The following is a 21681-nucleotide window of genomic DNA, read 5'->3' as shown; positions in this document are numbered from 1 at the left end:
CGCCGGGCTACGTTCCCGGTCGCGCCCGGACGCTGGATACGGAACGGAGATTCGAGATGCGCTTTCCGATTACCCCCTCCTCGAGGTTGCCCCGCCGTGCGCTCGCGGTCTGGGCGCTGCTCGGCGGCCTCTCGCTGACGCCGGGACCGACGCCGGGACTGACGCCGGGACTGTCCCCGGGGGCGTCTCCCCTCGGGGCGCAGTCGGCGATGCCCGCTGCCCACGGCGGCTTCGCGGACGCGCAGCGCACGAACGGGACGATGCCCGTCGTGCTTCCGCTGCGCGAGCGGGCGGCCGTCATCGACCGCTGGCTGGAGCGGCGGCTCGAGACCGTGGCGCCCGAGATCATGCGGCGCGAGGGGGTCGACCTGTGGATCGTCGCCGCGCGCGAGTACAACGAGGATCCGGTCATCGAGACCATGCTGCCGTCCACGTACATGGCGGCGCGGCGGCGCACGGTCCTCATCTTCCACGACCCGGGGCCGGGGCAGCCGCTCGAGCGGCTCGCAGTGGCCCGCTATGACATCGGTCCCTTCCCGCGCGCGTGGGATCCCGACGCGGAGCCCGACCAATGGGGGCGCGTGGCGGAGATCATCGCGGAGCGCGACCCGGGGCGGATCGCCGTCAACCGCTCCTCCACGTTCGCGCTGGCCGACGGGCTCACGGGGACGGAATACGATGCCTTCATGGCCGCGCTCCCGGCGAAGTACCGCGAGCGGGTGGCGGGGGCCGAACGGCTCGCGATCGGGTGGCTCGAAACGCGGACCCCGGAGGAGATGGAGGTCTATCCCCAGATCGTCCGCATCGCGCACCGGATCATCGCCGAGGGGTTCAGCGCGAAGGTGATCCAGCCGGGCGTGACGACGACGGAGGACGTCGTGTGGTGGTACCGCGAGCGGATCCTCGACCTCAGGCTCGGCACCTGGTTCCAGCCCGGCGTCTCCGTCCAGCGCCACGAGAAGGCGGGCGGCGCGCGAGAGGGGGAGGGGGATTTCTCCGCCCGCCCGGAGGAGAACGTGATCCGGCCGGGGGACCTGCTCCACGTCGACTTCGGGATCACCTACCTGCGGCTGAACACGGACACGCAACAGCACGCCTACGTGCTGAGACCGGGAGAAGACGCGGCGCCCGCGGGGCTGGTCCGCGCGCTCGCGGCCGGGAACCGCCTCCAGGACATCCTCACGGAGAACTTCGCGCCGGGGCGCTCGGGGAACGACATCCTGGCGGGCGCGCTGGCGCAGGCGGGGGCCGAGGGGATCGACGCGACGATCTACACGCACCCGATCGGCTTCCACGGGCACGGCGCCGGCCCGACGATCGGTCTGTGGGACCAGCAGGGCGGGGTGCCGGGGCGCGGCGACTATCCTCTCTTCCCGAACACGGCGCACTCGATCGAACTGAACGCGGCGGTTCCGGTCCCCGAGTGGGACGGGCAGACGGTCCGCATCATGCTGGAGGAGGACGCCTTCTTCGACGGCGCGCGCACATGGTACATCGACGGCCGCCAGACCGATCTCTGGCTCATCCCGCGATGACTCGCGCGGTGCCGGACGCGCGGACGAGGCTCCGAGGGCTGGCGGCGGCGGCGCTCGCGGCGCTCGCGGCAGGGGGCGGGAGCGGGCTCTCCGCCCAGATGCCGGACGCATGGGTGCTCGTCGGCCCGGACGAGGCGGACTACCGGCTGCGGCTCGACCGGGAGGTCGCCCACTCGGGGGCCGCGAGCATGCGGCTCGAGGCGAGGGGGAACCGCCGACGCAGCCAGTGGGTAGCGAGCGTCCAGATGGTCGACGCGACCGCCTATCGGGGCCAGCGCATGCGGCTGCGGGGGTACCTGCGGGCGGACGACGTGGATTCGGGCGGGCTGTGGGTGCGGGTCGACGGCATCCTGGAAGGCAAGTACGCCATGCTCGCGCTCGACAACAGCGAGGACCGCCGGGTCGAGGGCACCCGCGACTGGGAGCCCCGCGACATCGTCGTCGACGTTCCGCCCGAGGGCGTGACGATTCTCCTCGGGGCGATGATCACGGGGGACGGCGAACTCTGGGTCGACGACCTCACCTTCGCACCGGTCCCCGCTGACGTACTCCTCACGACGGAACCCGAAATCGTCGTCACCGACCAGCCCTACGAGCGGCCGCTCGGCGTCTTCGCGACGCCCACGAACATGGATTTCGAACGAGAGATGGAGGACGCGATGGAGTCGAACCGGGAGTCGAACCGATGAGGCCCCGGCGACCCGCCCACGCACGGGCCGTGCTGCTGCCGGCGCTGCTCGCCGCGGGGCTCGCGGCGGGGTGTGGCGAAGGGGGGCGCGGCTCGTACCGGCCGCTCCCGCCGCTGGACGTGACGTATCTCGACGGACAGCCGGCCGACCTCGCCCAGTTCAGAGGCCGCGTCGTAGTCCTCAACCTGTGGGCGACCTGGTGCATCCCCTGCCGCGACGAGATGCCGGAACTGGAGGAGATGCAGGCCCGCTACCCGTCGGACGACTTCACCGTGGTCGGGATCTCGATCGATGAAGGGGATGTGGCGCTGGTGGAGGGGTTCCTGAACGAGTTCGGCATCACCTATCCCAACTTCATGGGCGATGGTCCCGCGCTGACGGAGTTGCTGGACCTCTACCCGGGCGTGCCGCACACGCTGCTGGTGGACCGGGAGGGCCTGATCCGGGCGTACTGGGGCGGACGCTTTCACCCCTTCGAACCGGAGACGGAGGCCCTCGTAGAGCGCGTACTCGCGGCTGCCGAGTAGCGCGCGGACCCCGCCGCCGGGTCGATGAGGAAGGAAGCGACGATGCCGAGCGAGATCCAGCCGCTCCTTCCGAAGGACTGGAACCGGGTGCGGGCGATCTGCGAGGAGGGGATCGCGACGGGAGACGCGACCTTCGAGACGGACGCGCTAAGCTGGAGTGAGAATCATCTCGAAGGTTGCCGGATCGTAGGCGTAAGCGGCGGGCGCATCGGCGGGGTGGGCGGCGCTCGCCCCGGTCTCGGAGCGGTGCGTCTACGGAGGCGTGGCGGAGGTCAGCGTCTACGTAACGGGCGAAGCGGCCCCCCTTGACGCGCGGCCCACACTGCGCGATCATTGCGTCCGTCCGGACCTACCCGGTCGTATGCCGGAGGTCACGGGCTGAGAAGGCAGCATCGCAGAATCGGGGGGGCCTCTCAACACGGCCGCCCTTTTTTTTAGGTTCGCGTGGCGAGTGCCACGACCTTGGCGCGGGGGAGACCGCGTCGAACTGGTCAGCGGTCGGCAGGTACGGTTTTTCCGAACTCCGACAGTGACTACAGCAAGGAGTACGGAATGCGCACGACAGGTACAGTGAAGTGGTTCAACGACCAGAAGGGCTTCGGTTTCATCACGCCCGAGGACGGTGGTAAGGACTGCTTCGTACACCACACGGCGATCCAGTCAGACGGTTTTCGCACCCTCAAGGAGGGCGAGGCCGTCGAGTTCGACGTTACGGACGGGACCAAGGGCCCGGCCGCGGAGAACGTGACCCGAGTCGCATGATCGCCGATCGCCACCAGGCGTAAGGTGAGATCAGAAAGGGCCGCCCGGCGACGGGCGGCCCTTTTTTTGCTATGATCCGGGGGTTCCCGGCCAGCTAGGACCCGATCCACGGAGAATGACATGAGCGCCCGGCGAAGCAGCACCCGTTTCTCCCCTTGGCTCGTCGCGACCCTTGCCCTCCTCTGCGCGTCCCCGACGGCTGCCGGGCAGACCGGGGCCGAGTCCGGCCCGCTGCGCATGGGGGACATCTTCGAGGTCGAGATCGCGGCCGACCCTCAGATATCGCCCGATGGCCGCTCGGTCGTCTACGTCCGGCAGCGCGCCGACATCATGACGGACAGCCGGTTCTCGAACCTGTGGATCGTGGGCGCCGATGGGTCGGGCCACCGTCCCCTGACCACGGGGGACTACTCGGACGGCTCGCCCCGCTGGTCGCCCGATGGCACGCGGCTCGCCTTCATCTCGAACCGGAGCGGGGATTCGCAGATCCACGTCCGCTGGATGGACTCGGGCGAGACCTCGGCGACCACGAACGTGACGGAACCGCCCCGGTCCTTCGAGTGGTCGCCGGACGGGACGCAGATCGCCTTCAGCAAACTGGTCCCGAAGCCGGCGCCGACGATCGCCGGGATGCCGCCGCCGCCGGAGGGAGCGGAGTGGGCCGAGCCCGCCCAGGTCGTGGAACGGCTCGTGTACCGCTTCGACCAGTTGGGCGATCTCCCGCACGGGTTCGTCCACATCTTCGTGGTCCCGGCCGAAGGGGGATCGCCGCGGCAGATCACGAGCGGCGACGTGCATTGGGGCGGGAACGGGATCGGCGGGGCGCACGTCTCCTGGACCCCGGACGGCATGGGTCTGGTCATGTCGCGCGACCCGCGCGGCGGCGACACGGAGAGCGTGTTCGTGGCGGACACGGAGGTGTTCGAGGTCTCCGTCGCCGACGGCACGGCCACGCGGCTCACGGATCGGCGGGGCCCGGATGACGGGCCGATCGTCTCCCCGGACGGCCGTCACATCGCCTATTTCGGGATGGACGACCGTTTCCAGGGCTATCAGCTCACGCAGCTCTACGTCATGAACCGCGACGGGAGCGACCCGCGCTCGATCTCGGCCGGGCTCGACCGCGAGGTCTACAACGCCACGTGGGCCCCCGACGGGTCGGGGTTGTACGCCCTCTACGACGACGAGGGGATGACGAAGCTTGCCCTCTTCGGTCCGGAGGACGACGGGAGCGGCCACCGGGTGCTCACCGAGAACGTGGGGGGCGTCGCCCGGGCGTACGCCGGCGCGGACTATTCGGTGGCCGGAGACGGCAGCTTCGCGATGAACTACACGACGCCGGCCATCCCCTCCGAAATCGCGGCGGGTCGCCCCGGGAGCGATGTCCGGGTCCTTACGGGCATCAACGACGATCTGTTCGCGAAGCGCGACATCGGCGAGGTGGAGGAGATACGGTACGAGTCCTCGCACGACGGCCGGCCGATCCAGGGCTGGATCATCAAGCCGCCCGGCTTCGACCCGTCGCGCGAATATCCGCTCATCCTCGAGATCCACGGGGGACCGTTCTCGAACTACGGGGCGCGCTTCGACCTCGAGAAGCAGCTCATGGCGGCCCAGGGCTACGTCGTCCTGTACACGAACCCGCGCGGGAGCACGAGCTACGGCGAGGAGTTCGGGAACCTGATCCACCACGCGTACCCGGGCGACGACTTCTACGACCTGATGTCGGGCGTCGACGCGGTGATCGACCAGGGCTACGTGGATGAGGACCAGCTCTACGTCGTGGGCGGCAGCGGCGGCGGGGTGCTCACCGCGTGGCTCGTGGGGCGGACGGACCGCTTCCGGGCCGCGGTGTCGTGGTATCCCGTCATCAACTGGTACAGCTTCGTGCTCACGGCCGACATGTCAGCCTCCGGGGTCAAGTACTGGTTCCCGGGCCTGCCGTGGGACCACGTGGAGCACTACGAGTCGCGCTCGCTCCTCAGCGTGGTGGAGAACGTGACCACGCCGACGCGCATCGTGACGGGCGAGGAGGACTACCGCACGCCGATGTCCGAGTCCGAGCAGTACTTCAAGGCGCTCAAGCTGCTCGGCGTGGAGACCTCGCTGGTGCGTTTCCCGGGCGAGCCGCACGGCATCCGCCGCCGCCCGAGCCACCACATCGGCAAGATGCTGTCGACCCTGGAGTGGTTCCGCCGCTACTCGGCCACGACATCGTGAGCCGAGGAAACGCGGGATTCAGACCGGAGAATTGTTGAATATCGAAACCTGAAGCCTCCGATATTCAACAATCTCCGGGTCCTGCAGAAGGGTCAGCGGGCGACCTGGAAGGGGACCGTCGCGACCTGGTCGTCCCACCAGATCGAGAACACGCCGCCCTCCTGCGTCATGTCCATGAACGAGATGGAGAGCTGGTCGGCCGACACCATGATCGTCGACACGTCCATCGTCGTGCGCAGCACGTCCCGGTCGGGCGTGTAGCCGTAAGCGCCCCACAGTGCGTCCGGGTTCTCCTCCCGGAAGGTCTCCTTCGCGCCCCAGTTCGAGAAGATCAGCGTCCACTCGTCCTCGGTGAGCTCGGCGAACACGCTGTATTCGCCCGCCGGCAGGCGCTCGCCGCCGAACATGAGGTCGGCCTCGGTCATGAAGCGCGTGGACTGGTCCGCTCCGACGCGCCACAGGGGCGCCCCGCGCAGGAACGACTGCCCGTACTCCGCGCCCGAACCGAACAGGTCCCGGCCGCGCAGAATCGGACGGCCGTAGGTCACGACGACCCAGGAGCCACCCTGATAGCCGCCCTCCGCGTCGAACGAGCCGCCGACCTGGGTCGCGGCCTCGCCGCGAGGGCTCATGCGCCGGTCCTGGGCCTCCGCGGCGGAAGCGAAAGCGAGCGCCAGGCCGAGGGCGATGGCGAGGCAGGGAATCGAGCGAAACATCTTCTTCATTCGGACCTCCAGGGGGGTGCACGGGGCAGCTTCGTCCAACGGCGCGGCGGGTCGTTCCTGCGGCGCGCGCCGCCATCCTACCTCCGCGTCCCCGACGGGGAAAGCGGCATGCGTCGCCGTCCCATTCCGCCGCCGATACAATAGGGCGCATGAACAAGAGATTCCGGTGGCTCGTGGCGGCGGCTGGCCTCTTCGCGGCGGCGTGTGGTGCGGGATCCGACGCGGGCGAGGCGGGACGGTCCGGCGCGGCGGGACGGTCGGCCTATGCGGCCGCGGTCCGGACGGAGATCGAGGCCGTGACCCGCCGCTGGGAGGCCTCGCTGATCGCGGGGACGCCGGAAGCGGCGGTGGCGGAAGTGTTCACGCCGGACGCGGTGCGGCTGCCGTCCGGCGAGCCGGCGGTGCGGGGGCACGAGGCGATCGCCCGCGCGCTCGAAGGCTCCGCCCCCCTCCTCGAGGCCCGGTTCACGATCGACGATCTCGAGGTGGACGGAAGCCTGGCGTTCGCGAACGGGACGTACCGGGTGCGAGGCCCCGATGGCACCGAGCTGAGCGGAAAGTTCCTCGAGGTGTGGAAGCGAACGGCAGCCCGGTGGCGCATCCACCGGGTGATGTGGGACTAGGGCGCGCTCGATCCCGCCCCGGAAACGTTCCCGCGGGAACGTCTCGGGCGCTGTCGGAGAGCAGGAAGCCTGCGGATGGAGAGGCGGAAAACGTTCCCGCGGGCACGCGCGGAGACCTTCAGGATCCCTTGATCGCGGCCTCGATCCACTTGCGATCGGCCTTCCGGAGCGGATCCCGGCCCGGCGTCGGGCGGACGGCGTCGGCGGGGTCTTCGGCCCCGTCGCCCTCGCGACGGCGTCGGATGCGGCGCGCGACCACCAGCCCGCCGAGGGCGAACGCCACGGCCGGACCGATGTAGACGAAGAGGTTGATCCCCTCCGCCCGCGGCCTCAGCAGGATCCACGGGCCGTAGGCCTCGACGAAGTAGGCCTCGATCTCCTCGGCGGTGCGGCCGTCCATGAGCATGGTGCGGATCACGCCCTGCATCTCTCGCGCGATCCGGGACGAGGACTCGGCGACGGACTGCTGGCGGCAGATGGGGCAGCGCAGCGTGGCGCCGATCGCGGCCGTCTGCGCGTCGATCTCGGCGCTGGGGACGGCCTCGCCGGGCGCGGGCGGCCGCTCGGTTCCGTCCAGCGCGCCATCGACGGTCTGGGCCTGGAGCGTTCGACCCGAGAGCCCGAGGGCGAGTAGCGGAAGGAGAAGCGTGAGCGCCCCGGCCGGCCTGCGCAGCGGCCTGCGCAGCGGCCTGCGCAGCGGCCTGCGCGACGTCCTGCGCATCAGCCGCCCGCCCCGGAAGCGCCCGCGCGCCGGACCACGAGTAGCGAGTCGACGGTGCGTGTGACGAGGTCCCAGGTCACGGCAAGGTCGTGCCGGAGCGCCACGATGCCATCGGCGCCGATGAAATACGTCTCGGGCACCCCGTACACGCCGTACTCGATGGCGGTCCGGCTGCCCGGGTCGAGGACGAGCGGCCACTCACCGCCCAGTTCCTCGATGAAACGCTTCCCGTTCTCCGGCGCATCCTGAAAGAGCACGCCGACCAGCGCCACCTCGTCGGGGTCGTAATGCTCGCGCAGTTGCACGAGGACGGGGTGTTCGCTGATACACGGGATGCACCACGAGGCCCAATAGTTGAGTACGACCACCTTGTCCTCGAGATCGTCCAGACTCAGCGAATCGCTCGGGTCGTAGAGGTTCGCGAGGCGGAAGGCGGGTGCCTCGCGGCCCTCCAGCGCGGACGGCAGCCGGCGCTGGTCCTGCCCCAGTCCCCAGTAGAGGAGCGCCAGAACGGGGACGGCCCAGAGCGGGAGCGACCACCGACGCCACCCCTTCACGCGACCCTCGGCCGCGCGTCCGCCGCCGGTTCGGCCATGAGTTCGGCCCCGGCCGCCTGCATCCGATCCCGGCGTCGGGGCCAGATCGCGAGGAGGGCGCCAAGTCCCATGATCATCCCCCCGATCCACAGCCAGACGATGCCCGGGTTCACGATCGCCCGCACCGTCACGTGCTCGCCGCGCTCCGGCTCGACCGCCATCAGCGTGAGATAGAGATCGCTCGTCAGCGAGCTCTTCACCGACGGCGTGGCGATCGTCTGCTGGGTCGCGGTATAGAAGTTGAGCCGCGGCTGCTCCTGTCCGATCTCCCGCCCGTCGCGGTAGGCATCGAACGTCGCCCCGATCACATAGCGGTGCGCCTCCTCACGTCCCCAGGCCTCGACGAACTCGATCTCGTAGTCCGCGATCGCCAGTCGTTCCCCGGCCCGGAGCGTCATCTCGCGCTCGGCCTTCCACGTCCACGCCACCGAGATCGCCAGCGCGATGACCACGACCCCGACATGCACCACGTAGCCCCCGTAGCGTGCCCCGTTTCGGGTGAAGAGGTCCGCCAGCGCCCCGCCTACGGAGCGCTCCGCGATCCGGCGCCGCGCGGCGATCCCCTTCTGGAACTCCTGGAAGATCGTCGTGAGGACGAAGGCCGCGAAGACGATGGTGAGGATCGGGAGGAAGGCCCGCATCCCGAACGCGAGCGCCGCCACCCCGGCCGCGAGGCCCATGATCACCGGCCCCGCGAACGACCGCGCGATCTGCTCGCGGCTCGTGCGCCGCCACGGGAGCGCGGGACCGATCCCCATGAGGAAGAGGAGCGCCAGTCCGATCGGGCTCGCGACGCTGTCGAAGTACGGCGGTCCGACCGAGATCCGGTCCCCGCGGAGCGCCTCCACCACGAGCGGCCACATCGTCCCCAGCAGGACCGTGAAAGTGAACCCGACGAGGAGCAGGTTGTTGAGGATGAAGGCGGACTCCCGCGACACGGCGCTCTCCACCTGTCCCGGCGCGTGCAAGCGGTTGCTCCGCCACCCGATCAGCGCGAGCGACCCGAGCGCCACGAACGCGATGAACCCGAGGAACACCGGCCCGATGACTCCCTCCGTGAAGGCGTGTACAGAGTCGATGACGCCCGAGCGGGTGAGGAACGTCCCGAACAGGGTGAGGAGGAAGGTCCCGATCATCAGCGACAGGTTCCACGTCTTCAGCATCCCGCGCCGCTCCTGGACCATCGCCGAGTGCAGGAAGGCGGTGGCCGTGAGCCAGGGGAGGAAGGACGCGTTCTCCACCGGGTCCCACGCCCAGGCGCCGCCCCAGCCCAGGACCTCGTACGACCACCAGCCGCCCCCGATGATCCCCATCGTGAGGAAGGCCCACCCGGCGACCATCCAGCGCCGGGAATCGCGCAGCCAGCGCGCCTCGACGTTCCCGCGCACGAGGCCGGCGATGGCGAACGCGAACGGGATCGTCATCCCCACGAAACCGAAGTAGAGCATGGGCGGGTGCAGGCCCATGAGCGGGTGGTTCTGGAGCAGCGGGTTCGGGCCGGGCCCGTTGAGCGGCGCCGGGTCGACGAGTCCGAACGGGTTGGCGGGACCCACGAGGAGACCGAAGAAGAAGATCTGGACCACACCGATGACCGCGAGGACGAGCGGTGTCGTCCGGAGTCCGTGCGAGAGGCCGCCCCCGATCGCCATGACCCGGGCGCCGGAGGTTCGGTGGGCGCTCGCCTCGCGCCGGCGCGTGAAGGCGAACAGGGCGCCGTAGCCGGCGAGGATCCAGGCCCAGAACAGGATCGACCCCTCGAGGCTGCTCCAGAGCGAGATCGCCGTGTAGTAGGTGGGGGTCTCGAGGCTCCCGACGCGCGCCACGTATTCGACGCTGAAATCGTGCGTGAGGAGGGCGACCTCCATCACGGCCATCCCGCCGGAGAGGGCGAAGAACGCAAAATACGCGGCCCGTCGCGCCAGCGTCGCCGACATCTCGCCGCCCGAGCGGCTCAGCCCGGCGTGGGCCCCGGCGGCGACGGCCAGCAGCGCGCCCAGCAACCCCGCGATGACGGAGGCGTATCCGAGCGTGCTCAGCATCGGAGGGCTACGTCCCTTCGATCAGGGACTGGTACGTCTCGCTCGCGTCGCCCGCGTGGTCCGGCGGGGCGTACTCGTTCGAGTGCTTGACCATGAGGTTGGTGGCGCGGAAGATCCGATCGTGTCCGTACACGCCCTCCACCACGACCCCCATCCCTTCCTGAAACATCGCCGGCGGCGCACCGGTGCTCTCGACGGAGATCTCGACGCCCTCCTCCGTGAGCACGAAGCGGAGTTCGGTCGCGTCCGCGTTCCAGTCCACGCTCCCCGGCTTCACCTGGGCGCCGAGCCGGATCGGCTTCCCGGTCACCTCCTGCGCGCGCTCCTCCAGTTCCACGGGCGTGAGGAAGAACACCATGTTCTCGCTCAACCCGCCCGCCGCGAGCACCGTGATCGCCCCCGCGATCGCAGCGAGGCCGACGAGCCTCCAGATCTTATTCTTCAGCATTCTTCAGCATTTCTCGACTACCATCTCCCGCCTGCGAATCAACTCCGCCGGAACTGCCTCCAAGATGCACGCTCCGCGCCGCCCCTGCCACGGCGCGCGCGGAGGTCCTCCGCTCGCTGGACCCCATCTTCGATTGCCCCGTATACTTTCCCGCGATTACGTCCCTGGAGAACATGAGGCGAACGTGACTCCGGCAACACCGAAATCCACGAAACGACGGAGGGCGCCAAGCGCTGCGGAGTACTGGTTCAAGATCGATGCGTTCACACCGGACACGCTGCCCATGGCGCGTCTCGCACAGTATCTCGCGAGGTTGGCGGATATCCTCGGTGAGCCGAAGCATGTCCACCTGTTGGGGATCGAGGATGGCAGCGTTGAGCTCGTGCATGCGATCGATGCCGCCGCCGCCACGAAGGTTCGTGCCCGCGTAGACGCGGTCGGCAAGGGCCGGGGTCCGCGCGACGCACAAGCTGCCTATCTGAGCGTGAACGAATACCTGCGAGAGGACGGCGCACGGGCTGTGTTGAGAGAACGGACGACGGGTCCAGGAATCCTCGAATTCCCCGGCCGGGAGCATGCCGAGGAGGCGTTTCCCCTGGTGAATCAGCCGGGGCACATCTTTGGTATCGTCGTGCGGGTAGGCGGAACCGGGGATCGGATTCCCGTACTCATCGAGTCCGAAGGCAGCAGGATCTCCGGATGCCATACGGACAGGGAGATGGCCAAGACGCTAGCCCGGTACCTGTTCGAACACGTGCGATTGAAGGGGAAAGGCTCCTGGCTGCGGGATGCCGAGGGGCGGTGGAGTCTCAATCGTTTCAGAATCGAGGGTTTCGAGCCTGTGGCGCGAACGAGCGTTGCCGAAGCCCTTGACGAGCGTCGAGCTGCGGCGGGAGACTGGACCGAAGAAGACTATCGGGACGTAGAGCGCATCCGAGGTGGGCGGGCAGACAATGGTGGTGATTGGACGCCCAGGGGAGGCCTCTGCCCTACGCCAGACAACGCATCCAACACCTTGTAGCCGGGCTCGACGATAAGCCCGGCGAAATCATTGCCATCCCCGCACCCGTTCTTTCTTGAAGTACTCATAAAGAGAAGTCCGCTCGAGACCCGGCAGATCATCGCTCTCCTGAATAAACGAGGCGTGTTCAGCATCGAACCTTTCGACCAACGAGCCGCGATCGAGTTGGCTCAGATGCTGAAGAAGAGATCGAGAAAGGGTCCGGAAACGTGGGCCAAGTTGAAGTTCGACTGCCAAATCGTGGCGATCGCGAAGGTAGGCGGCGCGACCACGATATACTCGGATGATGACGACGTTTACAAACTGGGAACCGCCGCAGGCATACCGGTCGTGCGCACGCGCGACCTCGAACTGCCGCCCGACGCCGATCAGGCTGAACTCTTTCCATACGACGAAAACGACTCCGGAGAACGGGAGCCGCGTGCGTCGCATTGACGACGCGGCGGTGGACTCTCGGCCCTGAACCGCTCGTCCCGGGGTTGAGCCCCCCCTTCAGATCTGCGGACGTGTCCCAACCTCACCCAAATCCTCTTGATTCGTGGAGCAAGCGAGCGAGCCGAAGGTGGTAAGGCGCCGGTCACGCTACCTTGCACGCCGTCAGTTGGGCGCGGTAGCGTCTCAGCTCAGACGAGGCCCTCGGCAGCGGACGCCCGAGCGGCCGTTTCAAGCAAGGAGAAGTTCCTCGTAGTGTTTCTCGTTACCCTCGTTCTCGAACCCCAGCCGGAAGGCGGCTATACCGTCAAGTGCCCCTATCTGCCGGAACTGATCACCGAGGGAGACACGCGGGACGAAGCCATCGCCAACTCGTATGACGCGCTGGCGGCGGTGATCGAACTCTATGCGGAAGCTGAACAAGGGTGTGGTTCGGGCAGTCCTGAGCCGCAGGGCCAGCCACGACGAGCAGAAAAGTTGAAGGAACAATGACCCGGAAGAGTTACGGCGTACTAGGCGCCATCCTCGTGTGCGCGGGCGGGCTTCAAGCGCAGCAGGCGGGCGGAGACGCCGCGGATTGCCCGGCCTACCCGGCACGGCTGGGTGCGCCCGTGGAAACGGTGCGGTACCTAGCGGATGACGCGCTGGGGGGCCGATTCTCGGGCACGGCGGGGGAGCGGTGCGCGGGAGAGTTCATCGCCGCCATGTACGCCTCGCTCGGGCTCGATCCCGCGGGGGAGGACGGCTACTATCAGGAGGTGCCGCTGGCGAGCGCGGCCCAGCCGCACGCGCCGCCGGGGCGGGGGCGCAACGTGGTCGGGCTGCTGCGGGGCGCCGATCCGGCCCTGAGCGAGACGGTGGTCGTGATCGGCGCGCACTACGATCACCTCGGCCTCGGCGAATTCGGGAGCACGGGAGAAGCGGGGGAGATCCACAACGGGGCGGACGACAACGCCTCGGGCGTGGCGGCGCTCCTCTCGGCGGCGCGGGCGCTGACCGGGGGGCCACAGCCGGCGCGCTCCGTTCTCTTCATCGCCTTCACCGGCGAGGAACTGGGGCTCATCGGGTCGTCCTGGTACACGAACCACCCCGCGTTCCCGCTGGAGCGCACCGTGGCGATGATCAACCTCGACATGGTCGGCCGGCTGGAGGACGGCGAGATGATCGTCTACGGGATGGGGACGGCCCCCGAGTGGCGCGAGATCGTGCCCGCCGCGAACGCCGGCCTCGATATCCCGCTGGCGTACGAGGAGTCGGGCTTCGGCCCCAGCGACCACACCTCCTTCTACGCGAACGAGATCCCCGTTCTCCACTTCTTCACGAACGTGCACGGGGACTACCACCGTCACACGGACGACGCGGAGAAGATCGACGCGGAGGGCCTCGGCCTCGTGGCGCGCCTCACGGAGAACGTCGCCCGCCTCGTGGCGACCCTTCCCGAGCGGCTGGCCGTCATCCCGGGAGTCGGGGAACGCACGGAGAGCCCGCGGGGATCCGGCGCCTGGCTGGGGACGGTGCCCGACTTCACGCCGGTCGATTCCGGCGTCCTCCTCGCCGGGGTCACGGAAGGGTCTCCCGCGGAGGGCGGCGGACTGCAGCGGGACGACATCCTGGTCGGCCTCGGGACCCACGAGGTGGCGGACCTCCAGGGGTTCACCGATGCGCTGGCCGCGTACCGACCCGGCGACGAGGTCGTGCTGCGCTATCTGCGCGATGGCGAGGAGCGCGAGACGACGGTGCGGCTCGGCGACCGCGCGGACCGGCCGTGATGACCACGCCCGGCGAGTGTCCGAGCTGTGAGAGCGAAGGGGCGGGGAAGTTCTGCTCCCAGTGCGGGGTGCCGCTGGGGGGTGCCGCCTGCGGGGGGTGCGGCGCCGTGCTCAAGCCGGAGGCGCTCTACTGCACCGAGTGCGGCGAGCCGGTGGGGGCCCCTGAGGCCAAACCGGGCTCGGCCCGCATCCCCTGGTTTTCCTCGGGACTCGCGCTGGTTGCGTTCTCGATCCTCATCGCGGTGCTCGTCCAGCGCTGGAGCGTGGAGCGGGTGGGGGAGATGACGATGACCGGTGGCCTCCCCGGGGAGACGTCGGGCGGCGCGCCGCCCGCGGGGGCACCGGGCGGAGGCACGGCGGGGGCCGGCATGCCGACGGCGGAGGAACTCGCGGCGATGACCCCTCGCGAGGCGGCCGACCGGCTGTTCGAGCGCGTCATGCGGGAGCACGAGAGCGGGAACTTCGAGCGGGCCGCCTTCTTCATCGGCATGGCGCTCCAGGCCTACGACGCCGTCCCGCCGGGCGAGGTCGACGCGGACCTGCGCTTCCATGTGGGACTCCTCAGCCTGATCTCCGCTGATTCGATCGCGGCCCGGGAGGGGGCGCAGGCGATCCTCGCCGAGGACCCGGCCCACCTGCTGGGGCTGCTCCTCGCCTCGCGGGCGGCCGAATTCGCGGGTGACGCGGCCGCGGCGCAGGGTTTCCGGGACCGGATGCGGGAGGAGGTGGCGGAGGCCGGGGGTATCCCCGAACGGGCCGAGTACGACGCGCACCGGACGTTGATCGAGGGGACGCTGGCCGAGGAAGGGGACGACGGCTCGTGAGCGGCGCGGGCGCGAACGGCCGGGGACGCACGACGGGTGGATTGCGCCCGGAGGGTCCCGCGGCCGCGCGGGCGGTCCTCGCGCGAATGGGCGAGTTGCGGTCTGAGTTCCTCGACTTCGTCCAGCAACTCGTACTCGAGGAGTCGCCGTCCACGGAGCCGGACACGCAACGCGGCATCCAGGCGCTCCTGACTTCGGCGCTGGGGGACGTCGGCTTGGACGTCGAGCGCATCCCGGGCCGGCGCACCGGCGGGCACCTGCTGGCCCGGAGCCCATCGGCCGAGGCGGGCGGGCAGCAGCTTCTCATCGGTCACATGGACACCGTGTGGCCGGTCGGTACGCTTCGGCGCATGCCGGTCGTCGCGGACGACGGCCGGCTCAGCGGCCCGGGCGTGTTCGACATGAAGGCCGGGCTCGCGATCGGCGTGTTCGCCCTGCGCGCGCTGCGGGATCTCGGGCTCGACACGGGCGTGGCCCCCGTCTTCTTCATCAACTCGGACGAGGAAATCGGCAGCCCCGAATCCGAACCGCTCGTCGTCGACTGGGCGCGTCGCGTCTCCCGGGCCTTCGTGCTCGAGCCCGCCCTCGGCCCCGGCGGATGCCTCAAGACGCGGCGCAAGGGGATCGGCCACTACAAGGTCGAGGTCGAGGGTCGGAGTTCGCACGCCGGACTCGCGCCCGAGGAGGGTGCGTCCGCGATCCTGGAACTTGCCCACCGGATCCGGGAGATCGACGGCCTGGCCGATCCCGACTCGGGGACGACGATGAACGTGGGCGTCATCCGGGGCGGCTCGCGGGCCAACGTGGTCGCGCCGGAAGCGAGCGCGGAGGTCGATGTCCGCGTCTGGAACGCCGCGGAGGCCGAGCGCATTCGCGCGGCGATGTTCGGTCTCGAGCCCACGGTTCCCGGGACCAGGATCACGGTCACGACAATCGCGGCTCGCGGCCCCTTGGAGCGGACGCCGCGCAACGTCGAGTTGTGGGAACGGGCGCTTGTCGTCGCCGGAGAACTCGGCCTCGAGTTGGAGGAGGGATCGGCGGGTGGCGGCTCGGACGGTAACTTGACGAGCCAGTATACGGCGACGCTCGACGGTCTCGGCGCGGTCGGCGACGGAGCGCACGCGGTGCACGAGTTCATCTACGTGGACCGGGTGATCGAACGCGTGGCGCTGCTGGCGGGGCTGCTCGTCGCCCCGTAGGGGAATCCGAATGTTCTTTCGACAGGTCTTTGACGAGAAGCTCGCGCAGTACGCGTACCTGATCGGGTGCCAGCGTACGGGGGACGCGATCCTCTTCGATCCGCAGCGGGACATCGACCGTTACGTCGATCTCGCTCGGCGCGAAGAGCTGCGGATCGTGGCCGTGGCCGAGACCCACATCCACGCCGACTTCCTGTCGGGCGCGCGGGAGTTCGCCGAGCGCTTCGGGGTCCGGCTCTATCTGTCCGATGAGGGCGGCCCGGACTGGCGCTACGAGTGGGCGGCCAACGAGCGCTACGATCGCACGCCGCTCACGGACGGCGCGCGGTTCGCGATCGGGGAGATCGAGTTCGAGGCGGTGCACACGCCGGGACACACCCCCGAGCACATGTCGTTCCTGGTCACCGACCTGGGCGCGGGGGCGACCGAACCCATGGGCCTGCTGTCGGGGGATTTCGTGTTCGTAGGCGACCTCGGCCGCCCCGACCTGCTCGAGACGGCGGCCCGCGTCAAGGGCGCGATGACCCCGGCCGCGCGCCGTCTGTACGGCTCGGTCCACCGCTTCCTCGACCTGCCCGATTTCCTGCAGGTCTGGCCGGCCCACGGCGCGGGTTCCTCGTGCGGGAAGGCGCTGGGGGCGGTGCCCGAGACGACGGTGGGTTATGAGCGGCGCTTCAGCCCGGCCATCGCGGCGGCGCTGGAGGGGGAGGATGTCTTCGTCTCCCATATCGTCGAGGGGCAGCCCGAGCCGCCGATGTACTTCGCCCGTATGAAGCGCGAGAACAAGCTCGGCCCCGCCGTCCTCGGGGCCCTTCCGGACCCCCCGCGGCTATCGGAGCGGGAACTGGCCCCGCTCGCGCGTCCGGGCGCGGGCGCGGCGGTTGCGGCGGCTGACGTGGTGATCGACACGCGGCCCGACCGCTCGGCCTTCATGGCACGCCACCTTCCGGGGTCGATCTACGTGCCGCTCACGAAGTCGTTCTGCACGGCCGTGGGGTCCGTGGTCGTGGACGAGACGGCCCCGATCACACTCATCGTCGCCGAGGACGCACTGGGCGGAGTGGTTCGGGACCTGGTCCGGATCGGGTTCGACAACATCCGGGGGTTCGTGGAGCCGGAAGCGCTCGACCGGTACTTTGCCGAGGGCGGGGCGGCGGCCGCGATCCCGGAGATCGACCTCGCGGCGGCGAGCCGGCTGTCGGAGGACGGGAGGGGCGAGGTGCTCGATGTGAGGTACGCCTCGGAGTACGCGGCGTCGCACCTGCCCGGGGCCATGAACGCCTCCTACACCCGGCTGCCGGACTACGCGGACCGGCTGCCGGCGAACGGTTCGCTGCTCGTCCACTGCCTGAGCGGGGCGCGCGCGGCCGTCGCGGCGAGCTATCTGGCCCGCGAGGGGCGCGACGTCCATTACATCAACGACCTGTTCACCGCCTACGCGGGATCGCTGGAAACCGGAGGACCGTAGTGATGGTCACAGACATGAAGATTCGACCGCTGGCCGTCATGGCCGCCTTCGCCGTCCTCGCCGCGCTGGCCGGGCTGCCGGGTTCCGCGCCACTCGTCGCGCAGGGATTCGGTAGCTCGGTGTTCGTCGGCGAGAACGAAGTGCTGGTGGGAGAGCCCACCTCCGAACGCGAGCCCGGGAGCGTGCGCGTCTTCCGCGCCGGTGACTGGGGCGAAGTCCAGGCGCTCTACGCGCCGGACGCCGCCGTGCGGGACCGGTTCGGAGCGGCGCTCGCGAACGACGGCTCCCGGTTGTTCGTGGGGGCCCCGGGGGCGGGCGCCGTGCATGTGTTCGAGCGCGCGGGAGCCGAATGGCGGCACGCGGCGGAGATCCCCTCTCCCGGCCTCGATGAGTTCGGTCGTTCGCTGGCCGCCGGGGGCGCACACCTCCTCGTGGCGGCTGCGGACGGCTCGAGCGGGCAGGACATCGTCGTCGCCTATCGCCGCGGGGACGGGGGTGGATGGGTCGAGGAAGCGCGTCTCACGGCGGACCGCGGGCCATCGGGGTTCGGGGCCTCCGTCGCTCTGGACCGAAACCTCGCGCTGATCGGCGCGCCGCTCGCCGGCGAGGGTCGCGGCGCGGCGTACCTCTTCCGCTTCGAAGCCGGGGCCGGCTGGGATCGTGTGGCGGAGTTGGGGAGCGAGGGCGGGGACGCGGGGCGCGCCTTCGGATCGGCGGTGGCGCTCGCGGGCGGCGAAGCGCTGGTCGGGGCTGCGGGACAGGATCGCGGGCTCGGCGCTGTCCACCGGTTCCTGAGGAGCGCCGACGGCGGCTGGCAGCTCACGGGCATGGTGCAGCCCGACGCCCCCGCCCCGGCCGCGTTCGGCGCGGCGCTGGCCGTCGACGGCGCGGTGGCCTGGGTCGGCGCACCCGCGGCCGCGGGCGGCAACGGCGTCGTGTACCGACTCGGCCGTGCCGGGGACGGCTGGGCGATCGAGGACGCCTGGGAGATCGAGGGCGAAGGGCGAGTCCAGGCCGGCCGCGTGGTGGCGGCGGGCGGCGGCCGCGCGGTCGCGGGTCTGCCCGCGGACGATTTCGGCGCCGGGTCCGCCGTGGTCCGGGACGTCGCGGCCGGCACAATGGTGCGGCTGGTGAGCGAACAGGTCGGGCTCCCGGCGATCGCGGGCGGCCAGATCGACTGCGAGGACGGCGTTGCGGAGGGCTTCGACTGCGACAAGGTCGACCTCCTCGGCTTCCTGCCGCGCGAGCAGCTCGGCGCGGGCCGCGGCGCCCGTCTCAACGACGTGTGGGGTTGGACCGATCCGGCGACCGGACGCGAGTACGCGCTCGTGGGCCGCATGGACGGGACGGCCTTCGTCGACGTCACCGACCCGTTCAACCCGCGCTATCTCGGGAGCCTCGCCAAGACCGACGGCAGCCAGTCGAACACGTGGCGCGACATGAAGGTGTTCAGGGGCCACATGTTCGTCGTCGCGGACGGGGCGGGGCAGCACGGGATGCAGATCTTCGACCTCGCCCAGCTCCGGGGCGTGACGGAGCCCCGGGAGTGGGAGCCCACGGCGCTGTATGAGGGCGTCGCCTCCGTCCATAACGTCGGGATCAACGAGGAGACGGGATTCGCCTACCTGGTGGGTGCGTCGGGCGGCGGCGAGACGTGCGGCGGGGGGTCGCACATCGTCGACATCAACGATCCGCTGAACCCGGTCTTCGCCGGCTGCTTCGCCCACCCCAACACGGGCCGGCGCAACACCGGCAACTCGCACGACACGCAGTGCGTGAGCTACCACGGTCCCGACGAGGACTACGCGGGCCGCGAGATCTGCGTGAACTCGAACGAGACGGCGCTCTCGATCGCGGACGTCACGGACAAGTCGAACCCGGTCGCGGTGGCGCGGGCCGAGTATCCGAACGTGTCGTACGCGCACCAGGGCTGGTTCACGGAAGACCACCAGTACTTCTACTCCAACGACGAAGCTGACGAGGTGAACGGTTCCGTGGAGCAAACCCGGACGCTCGTGTGGGACCTGCGGGATCTCGACGATCCCCTCCTGGTGCGGGAGTACTTCAGCCCGACCAGGGTCACGGACCACAACCTCTACGTACGCGGCGACCGCCTCTACATGTCGAACAACCGCGCGGGACTGCGGGTGCTCGACATCAGCGACCCCGAGAACCCCGCCGAGGCGGGGAGCTTCGACACGACCCCCTGGAGCGAGGACTCAGCGGGGTTCGACGGCACCTGGAGCGTCTATCCGTACTTCGAGAGCGGGACGATCCTCCTCTCGAGCCGGCGTGAGGGTCTGTTCCTCGTCAAGCCGAGGGCCGAGAGACTCGTCCCCTAGCCGGGACGCGCGCTTCTCATCATGTGTTCCGTCCTCGGCATCTTCGAGATCGAACCCGGCGCGGCGGGTCTGCGCCGCAGGGCGCTGGACCTCTCGCGGCGTCAGCGGCACCGGGGTCCGGACTGGAGCGGGATCTACGCGGGGGAACGCGCGATACTCGCCCATGAGCGCCTCTCGATCGTCGACGTGGAGAGCGGGGCGCAGCCGCTCTTCGGCCCCGACCGCAGCACCGTACTCGCCGTCAACGGCGAGATCTACAACCACAAGGCGCTCGAGGACGGCGTGGCGAACGGCTACCCGTTCCGCACCCGCTCCGACTGCGAGGTCATCCTCGCCCTGTACGAGGGGCGGCCGGATGACCCGGCCGCGTGGCTCAACGAACTGAGCGGGATCTTCGTCTTCGCCCTCTACGACGAGACGCGCGACCGGTATCTGATCGCGCGCGATCCCATCGGTGTCATGCCGCTCTACACGGGGCGGGATGTCGAGGGGCGGTTCTACGTTGCCTCCGAGATGAAGGCGCTCATCGACACCTGTCCCGAGATCCACGACTTCCCGCCGGGGCACATGCTGGACAGTCGCACCGGGAAGCCGGTCCCGTACTACCGGCCGGGGTGGCGGGACTACGAGGCGGTGGCGGACGGGCCATCCGACCCCGCCCTGGTGCGTGACGCGATGGAGGAGGCGGTCCACCGGCAGCTCATGTCGGACGTGCCCTACGGCGTACTCCTGTCGGGCGGCCTCGACTCATCGGTCATCTCCGCGCTGACCATGAAGTTCTCTCGGCGCAGGGTCGAGTCGGACGACGCGGAGGAGGCGTGGTGGCCGCGGCTGCACTCGTTCGCGATCGGACTCGAGGGCGCCCCGGACTTGGCGGCGGCCCGCGCCGCCGCCAACGCGATCGGCACCGTGCATCACGAGATCGTCTACAAGCTGGAGGAGGGACTCGACGCCATCTCCGACGTCATCCGGCACCTCGAGACGTTCGACGTGACCACGGTGCGGGCGTCGACCCCGATGTACCTCATGGCCCGCCGCATCAAGGCCATGGGGATCAAGATGGTGCTCTCCGGAGAGGGCGCCGACGAGGTGTTCGGGGGCTATCTCTACTTCCACAGGGCCCCGGACGCGCGGGCCTTCCACGAGGAGACAGTCCGCAAGCTCGACCAGCTCCACAAGTACGACTGCCTGCGCGCGAACAAGTCGATGGCGGCGTGGGGGGTGGAGGCGCGGGTGCCTTTCCTGGACCGGGAGTTCCTCGACGTCGCGATGTCGCTGGACCCCGAGTCGAAGCGTCCGGCGGACGGCCGCATGGAGAAGCACATCCTGCGCGAGGCGTTCGAGGGGCTCCTCCCGGACGAGATCCTGTGGCGCCAGAAGGAACAGTTCTCCGACGGCGTGGGCTATTCCTGGATCGACAGCCTGAAGGAAGTCGCCGAGGAGGAAGTCAGCGACGGACAACTGGAGCGGGCGGCGGCGCGCTTCCCGACGAACACGCCGCTCACGAAGGAAGCGTACCTCTACCGCTCGATCTTCGCGTCGCACTTCCCCGGCGAGCCGGCGGCGCGGTGCGTCCCCGAGGGTCCGAGCATCGCGTGCAGCACCCCTGCGGCCATCGCCTGGGACCCCGCCTTCGCGGGCATGGCCGACCCGTCAGGCCGGGCCGTGCAGGGCGTCCACGCCCACAGCTACTGAACTTCCCCCCAAAGCTTGATCCTGGACTACGTACGCTACTGAGGTT

The 21681-nt window shown here is 69.7% G+C and carries 20 protein-coding genes; 15 read left to right on the top strand and 5 right to left on the bottom strand.

The window, feature by feature from the left end; all coding sequences use genetic code 11:
* The first annotated feature begins 209 nt into the window (after positions 1-209).
* The 5 genes from ACPXY0_RS10370 to ACPXY0_RS10350 all read left to right on the top strand — a co-directional run bounded on the left by ACPXY0_RS10370 (position 210) and on the right by ACPXY0_RS10350 (position 5733).
* Positions 210-1535: a M24 family metallopeptidase gene (locus tag ACPXY0_RS10370; protein WP_423930654.1), complete on the top strand. Its 1326-nt coding sequence runs from the start codon at positions 210-212 to the stop codon at positions 1533-1535.
* A complete protein-coding gene (locus tag ACPXY0_RS10365; protein ID WP_423924462.1) occupies positions 1532-2224 on the top strand; it encodes a hypothetical protein in 693 nt (230 codons plus the stop codon). The genes ACPXY0_RS10370 and ACPXY0_RS10365 overlap by 4 nt, the downstream gene beginning before the upstream one ends.
* A complete protein-coding gene (locus ACPXY0_RS10360) occupies positions 2221-2751 on the top strand; it encodes a TlpA family protein disulfide reductase (protein ID WP_423924461.1) in 531 nt (176 codons plus the stop codon). The genes ACPXY0_RS10365 and ACPXY0_RS10360 overlap by 4 nt, the downstream gene beginning before the upstream one ends.
* 552 nt (positions 2752-3303) lie before the next feature.
* Positions 3304-3513 carry a cold shock domain-containing protein gene (locus tag ACPXY0_RS10355; RefSeq protein ID WP_419936699.1) on the top strand — a complete coding sequence of 70 codons (210 nt, stop codon included), beginning with the start codon at positions 3304-3306 and terminating at the stop codon, positions 3511-3513.
* Between the two features lie 120 nt (positions 3514-3633).
* Complete coding sequence (locus ACPXY0_RS10350) at positions 3634-5733, top strand: S9 family peptidase (protein WP_423924460.1); 2100 nt, start codon at positions 3634-3636, stop codon at positions 5731-5733.
* 92 nt (positions 5734-5825) lie between these two features.
* Here the strand turns inward: ACPXY0_RS10350 and ACPXY0_RS10345 are convergent, their stop codons facing one another.
* Positions 5826-6458: a DUF2911 domain-containing protein gene (locus ACPXY0_RS10345; RefSeq protein ID WP_423924459.1), complete on the bottom strand. Its 633-nt coding sequence runs from the start codon at positions 6456-6458 to the stop codon at positions 5826-5828.
* Positions 6459-6607: 149 nt separating this feature from the next.
* On the opposite strand from ACPXY0_RS10345, the gene ACPXY0_RS10340 reads away from it, so the two are divergent.
* Positions 6608-7081 carry a YybH family protein gene (locus tag ACPXY0_RS10340; protein WP_423924458.1) on the top strand — a complete coding sequence of 158 codons (474 nt, stop codon included), beginning with the start codon at positions 6608-6610 and terminating at the stop codon, positions 7079-7081.
* A gap of 118 nt (positions 7082-7199) precedes the next feature.
* Here the strand turns inward: ACPXY0_RS10340 and ACPXY0_RS10335 are convergent, their stop codons facing one another.
* The 4 genes from ACPXY0_RS10335 to ACPXY0_RS10320 are packed head-to-tail and all read right to left on the bottom strand — an operon-like array spanning position 7200 to position 10885.
* Complete coding sequence (locus tag ACPXY0_RS10335; RefSeq protein WP_423924457.1) at positions 7200-7802, bottom strand: cytochrome c-type biogenesis protein; 603 nt, start codon at positions 7800-7802, stop codon at positions 7200-7202.
* Positions 7802-8359 carry a redoxin domain-containing protein gene (locus ACPXY0_RS10330; protein ID WP_423924456.1) on the bottom strand — a complete coding sequence of 186 codons (558 nt, stop codon included), beginning with the start codon at positions 8357-8359 and terminating at the stop codon, positions 7802-7804. The genes ACPXY0_RS10335 and ACPXY0_RS10330 overlap by 1 nt, the downstream gene beginning before the upstream one ends.
* Positions 8356-10437, bottom strand: coding sequence for a heme lyase CcmF/NrfE family subunit (locus tag ACPXY0_RS10325; RefSeq protein WP_423924455.1), 2082 nt, complete (start codon positions 10435-10437; stop codon positions 8356-8358). The genes ACPXY0_RS10330 and ACPXY0_RS10325 overlap by 4 nt, the downstream gene beginning before the upstream one ends.
* A gap of 7 nt (positions 10438-10444) precedes the next feature.
* Positions 10445-10885: a cytochrome c maturation protein CcmE gene (locus ACPXY0_RS10320; RefSeq protein WP_423924454.1), complete on the bottom strand. Its 441-nt coding sequence runs from the start codon at positions 10883-10885 to the stop codon at positions 10445-10447.
* A gap of 184 nt (positions 10886-11069) precedes the next feature.
* Between ACPXY0_RS10320 and ACPXY0_RS10315 the strand changes: the two genes are divergently transcribed.
* From ACPXY0_RS10315 to asnB, 9 genes are all read left to right on the top strand, one after another.
* A complete protein-coding gene (locus tag ACPXY0_RS10315; protein ID WP_423924453.1) occupies positions 11070-11906 on the top strand; it encodes a hypothetical protein in 837 nt (278 codons plus the stop codon).
* Between the two features lie 30 nt (positions 11907-11936).
* Positions 11937-12341 carry a PIN domain-containing protein gene (locus tag ACPXY0_RS10310; protein WP_423924452.1) on the top strand — a complete coding sequence of 135 codons (405 nt, stop codon included), beginning with the start codon at positions 11937-11939 and terminating at the stop codon, positions 12339-12341.
* 252 nt (positions 12342-12593) lie between these two features.
* Positions 12594-12830, top strand: coding sequence for a type II toxin-antitoxin system HicB family antitoxin (locus ACPXY0_RS10305; protein WP_423924451.1), 237 nt, complete (start codon positions 12594-12596; stop codon positions 12828-12830).
* Positions 12827-14107 (top strand): M20/M25/M40 family metallo-hydrolase, encoded by a 1281-nt coding sequence (locus ACPXY0_RS10300; protein WP_423924450.1) that lies wholly within the window; start codon positions 12827-12829, stop codon positions 14105-14107. The genes ACPXY0_RS10305 and ACPXY0_RS10300 overlap by 4 nt, the downstream gene beginning before the upstream one ends.
* On the top strand, positions 14107-14931 hold the full coding sequence (locus ACPXY0_RS10295; protein ID WP_423924449.1) for a double zinc ribbon domain-containing protein: 825 nt from the start codon (positions 14107-14109) through the stop codon (positions 14929-14931). The genes ACPXY0_RS10300 and ACPXY0_RS10295 overlap by 1 nt, the downstream gene beginning before the upstream one ends.
* Entirely contained in the window at positions 14928-16130 is a 1203-nt protein-coding gene (locus tag ACPXY0_RS10290) for a M20 family metallopeptidase (RefSeq protein ID WP_423924448.1), read from the top strand. Before ACPXY0_RS10295 ends, ACPXY0_RS10290 begins: the two co-directional genes overlap by 4 nt.
* A 10-nt stretch (positions 16131-16140) precedes the next feature.
* The gene (locus tag ACPXY0_RS10285) at positions 16141-17598 is read left to right on the top strand and encodes an MBL fold metallo-hydrolase (RefSeq protein ID WP_423924447.1); all 1458 of its coding nucleotides are present in this window, start codon (positions 16141-16143) and stop codon (positions 17596-17598) included.
* 2 nt (positions 17599-17600) lie between these two features.
* On the top strand, positions 17601-19940 hold the full coding sequence (locus tag ACPXY0_RS10280; protein WP_423924446.1) for a choice-of-anchor B family protein: 2340 nt from the start codon (positions 17601-17603) through the stop codon (positions 19938-19940).
* Positions 19941-19961: 21 nt separating this feature from the next.
* Complete coding sequence (gene asnB, locus ACPXY0_RS10275) at positions 19962-21635, top strand: asparagine synthase B (protein ID WP_423924445.1); 1674 nt, start codon at positions 19962-19964, stop codon at positions 21633-21635.
* Positions 21636-21681: the final 46 nt, after the last annotated feature.

The sequence above is a fragment of the Candidatus Palauibacter sp. genome (assembly GCF_965237495.1).
In the GTDB taxonomy this organism is placed as follows: domain Bacteria; phylum Gemmatimonadota; class Gemmatimonadetes; order Palauibacterales; family Palauibacteraceae; genus Palauibacter.
Note: the sequence above shows the minus strand (reverse complement) of the source record. Positions and strands in the feature narration are given on the sequence as shown.

Excerpts from the sequence above, each read along its gene's own strand:
- ACPXY0_RS10370 (WP_423930654.1), top strand. The coding sequence starts at position 210 with ATGCCCGCTGCCCACGGCGGCTTCGCGGACGCGCAGCGCACGAACGGG.
- ACPXY0_RS10365 (WP_423924462.1), top strand. The coding sequence starts at position 1,532 with ATGACTCGCGCGGTGCCGGACGCGCGGACGAGGCTCCGAGGGCTGGCG.
- ACPXY0_RS10360 (WP_423924461.1), top strand. The coding sequence starts at position 2,221 with ATGAGGCCCCGGCGACCCGCCCACGCACGGGCCGTGCTGCTGCCGGCG.
- ACPXY0_RS10355 (WP_419936699.1), top strand. The coding sequence starts at position 3,304 with ATGCGCACGACAGGTACAGTGAAGTGGTTCAACGACCAGAAGGGCTTC.
- ACPXY0_RS10350 (WP_423924460.1), top strand. The coding sequence starts at position 3,634 with ATGAGCGCCCGGCGAAGCAGCACCCGTTTCTCCCCTTGGCTCGTCGCG.
- ACPXY0_RS10345 (WP_423924459.1), bottom strand. The coding sequence starts at position 6,458 with ATGAAGAAGATGTTTCGCTCGATTCCCTGCCTCGCCATCGCCCTCGGC.
- ACPXY0_RS10340 (WP_423924458.1), top strand. The coding sequence starts at position 6,608 with ATGAACAAGAGATTCCGGTGGCTCGTGGCGGCGGCTGGCCTCTTCGCG.
- ACPXY0_RS10335 (WP_423924457.1), bottom strand. The coding sequence starts at position 7,802 with ATGCGCAGGACGTCGCGCAGGCCGCTGCGCAGGCCGCTGCGCAGGCCG.
- ACPXY0_RS10325 (WP_423924455.1), bottom strand. The coding sequence starts at position 10,437 with ATGCTGAGCACGCTCGGATACGCCTCCGTCATCGCGGGGTTGCTGGGC.
- ACPXY0_RS10320 (WP_423924454.1), bottom strand. The coding sequence starts at position 10,885 with ATGCTGAAGAATAAGATCTGGAGGCTCGTCGGCCTCGCTGCGATCGCG.
- ACPXY0_RS10300 (WP_423924450.1), top strand. The coding sequence starts at position 12,827 with ATGACCCGGAAGAGTTACGGCGTACTAGGCGCCATCCTCGTGTGCGCG.
- ACPXY0_RS10295 (WP_423924449.1), top strand. The coding sequence starts at position 14,107 with ATGACCACGCCCGGCGAGTGTCCGAGCTGTGAGAGCGAAGGGGCGGGG.
- ACPXY0_RS10285 (WP_423924447.1), top strand. The coding sequence starts at position 16,141 with ATGTTCTTTCGACAGGTCTTTGACGAGAAGCTCGCGCAGTACGCGTAC.
- ACPXY0_RS10280 (WP_423924446.1), top strand. The coding sequence starts at position 17,601 with ATGGTCACAGACATGAAGATTCGACCGCTGGCCGTCATGGCCGCCTTC.
- asnB (WP_423924445.1), top strand. The coding sequence starts at position 19,962 with ATGTGTTCCGTCCTCGGCATCTTCGAGATCGAACCCGGCGCGGCGGGT.